Origin of the sequence: Emticicia sp. (assembly GCF_049241225.1) — a bacterium.
Taxonomy (GTDB): domain Bacteria; phylum Bacteroidota; class Bacteroidia; order Cytophagales; family Spirosomataceae; genus Emticicia.
The window spans coordinates 13,314-15,846 of record NZ_JBMLRC010000285.1; the positions used below are offsets into that span (position 1 = coordinate 13,314).

At 37.3% G+C, this 2,533-nt stretch carries 1 protein-coding gene and 1 pseudogene; both read left to right on the forward strand.

What is annotated here, in order from left to right; all coding sequences use genetic code 11:
• The first annotated feature begins 677 nt into the window (after positions 1–677).
• Positions 678–1,928, forward strand: a complete 1,251-nt coding sequence (gene hflX, locus ACOVO2_RS15390; protein ID WP_188766683.1) for a GTPase HflX — start codon at positions 678–680, stop codon at positions 1,926–1,928.
• 11 nt (positions 1,929–1,939) lie between these two features.
• A pseudogene (locus ACOVO2_RS15395) lies at positions 1,940–2,533 on the forward strand (ribonuclease R); the annotation flags it as partial.

Consider the following 2,533-nt stretch of genomic DNA (forward strand, 5'->3'; position numbering starts at 1 on the left):
CACAAAGTTACGAATAAAAAAAATCCCTACCTCAAAAATAGTGGCAGGGATTCCGACTTACGTGCTTTCCTAATAATCCATGTATAAGCTCTATAATTGGATTCGACTTCAATTGAGAATTTTTCTTGAAAATTCTCGCAAGGAAAAGCCCATTTGGGGCAAATTCCTAAAGCAAAGTTAAATAATTTTAGAATAAAAAAAATATTGTTTTATTTTTATTATCTAAACGAAGCATCTTAGATGTTTCCTTTTAACCTTCCCATGTCAGAAATTATGTACTCTAGCAGCTTCGTCAAAACACAAATAAATCCTAGTTTTTGGCTTTTAAAAGTCAGATTACATTCTTTGGTTATGAGCTTTTGCTACCGCTTAATAATTTTTTATCGTTTACACTTTTATATTAACTAAAAGCGTGCCAAACTTTTAACATAAAGTAATCGAGCGGTACATTATATGCATATAACATTAATAATCAAGCAATTATAGACTCAAAAAAACACCAAAGCCAGACCTATTAATATTTTATCATCAAAAATTTATTGAAATAAAACATACAATCTTAATAGAAATTTGGTTTCCCCAATATTTTTCATTATATTTAATGATAATGCGATCAAAGCTACGAAACTTTTGATTGCCAGATATAGTTATTTTAAGGTAATAAATTTTTTAGTCAATTGTTCAAATCACCCGTTTTTTCTACAGCAAAGCAGCAAGAAACTGCAATTTTGGTTGGTCTCATCACGCAAAAACAAAACGCCGAACGAACCAAAGAATATCTCGATGAATTAGAGTTTTTAGCAACGACAGCCGGCGTAATTACCAAACGAGTTTTTACGCAACGCCTCGAACGTGCTGATTCTAAGACCTTTGTGGGGAAAGGTAAATTAGAAGAAATAAAAATTTGGTTGATTGAAAATCCAGTCGATAGTATCATCTTCGACGATGACCTCACGGCTCCGCAAGTGCGAAACCTTGAATCGATGTTTCAGGAAATCAAGATTCTTGACCGTAGTTTATTGATTCTGAATATATTTTCGCAGCGAGCCCAAACCGACCAAGCAAAACGTCAGGTTGAGTTGGCTCAGTATCAGTATATGTTACCTCGCCTTACCCGTATGTGGTCGCACCTTAGCCGTCAAAAAGGTGGGATTGGTATGCGTGGTCCGGGTGAAAAAGAATTGGAAACTGATAAGCGTATCGTAAAAGACCGCATTGCGTTTTTGAAGGATAAGCTCGAAAAGATTGATAAACAGAGCTTTACCCGAAGAAAAGAGCGTAGCCAACTCGTGCGTGTAGCACTGGTGGGCTATACGAACGTCGGGAAATCAACTTTGATGCGTCGTTTAGCAAAAACCGATGTTTTTGCTGAAAACAAACTATTTGCCACCATCGACTCGACCGTTAGAAAGGTAGTTTTAGGAAATATTCCGTTTTTGCTGACCGACACCGTTGGCTTTATCCGAAAACTACCTACGCAATTAATCGAGTCGTTTAAATCAACATTGGACGAAATCCGTGAGGCCGATATTTTGGTTCATGTGGTTGATATTTCGCACCCATCGTTTGAAGAACAAATCGAGGTGGTAAACGTGACTTTATCCGAAATCGGGGCATCAGAAAAATCAATGGTGCTGGTTTTCAATAAACTCGACCTCTTCAAACCCGAATCAGAAGAGAATCTCGATGAGCATCTCGAAACAATTGATGAAGGTGTTTTAGAACGTAACCTTGACAGACTAAAGAATAGTTACCTCAAGAAAAACACCGAAAATGTTGTGTTTATTTCCGCCGAACACAAAGAAAACTTAGGCGAATTACGCAAGGTTCTGATGAATAAGATTCAAGAAAAACATTTCTTGATTTATCCAAACTGGGACCCAACCCAAAACCCGATGTATGATTGGCAGGGGGTTGAGCAAGAATGATAAAACAAACAATGGCAAAAAACAAACAAAAATCATATTATGACCAACTAAAAGCCGAGATATTGGCTTTTTTGTCGGTGAATATTGAGCGTCCATACACTTTACAAGACCTATTTACGCACTATGATGTAAAAAACAAGCAAGAAAAAGCCTTGTATGGAATGCTTGTGGAAGACCTTCTCGAAGAAGGCAAAATTTATCAAATAGATAAAGGAAAATATACAGTTGATGTCAACGCAAACGCTGTCGTTGGTCGCCTCGACCACGTAAATCCAAAATTTGGCTTTATCAGATACGATGACACAAAACCCGATATTTGGGTAGATGCCGATGACCTAAAAGGTGCAATCGACGGCGATTTAGTAAAAGCCACCATCTACGGAGAATTTTATAAAAAAGGTAATAACCCCGAAGGTGCAGTTATCGAAATTATCGAACGTGGTCGCAAAGAAATAGTGGGTAAAATTCAAGTTTTTGGAAATTATGCCCTCGTTCGCCCCGACCACAAGAACCTGCACGACGATATTTTTATCCCGAAAGATAAAATCAATGGTGCAACGAAAGACGATTTAGTTATCGTAAAAATCGTTGAATACCCAACCAAT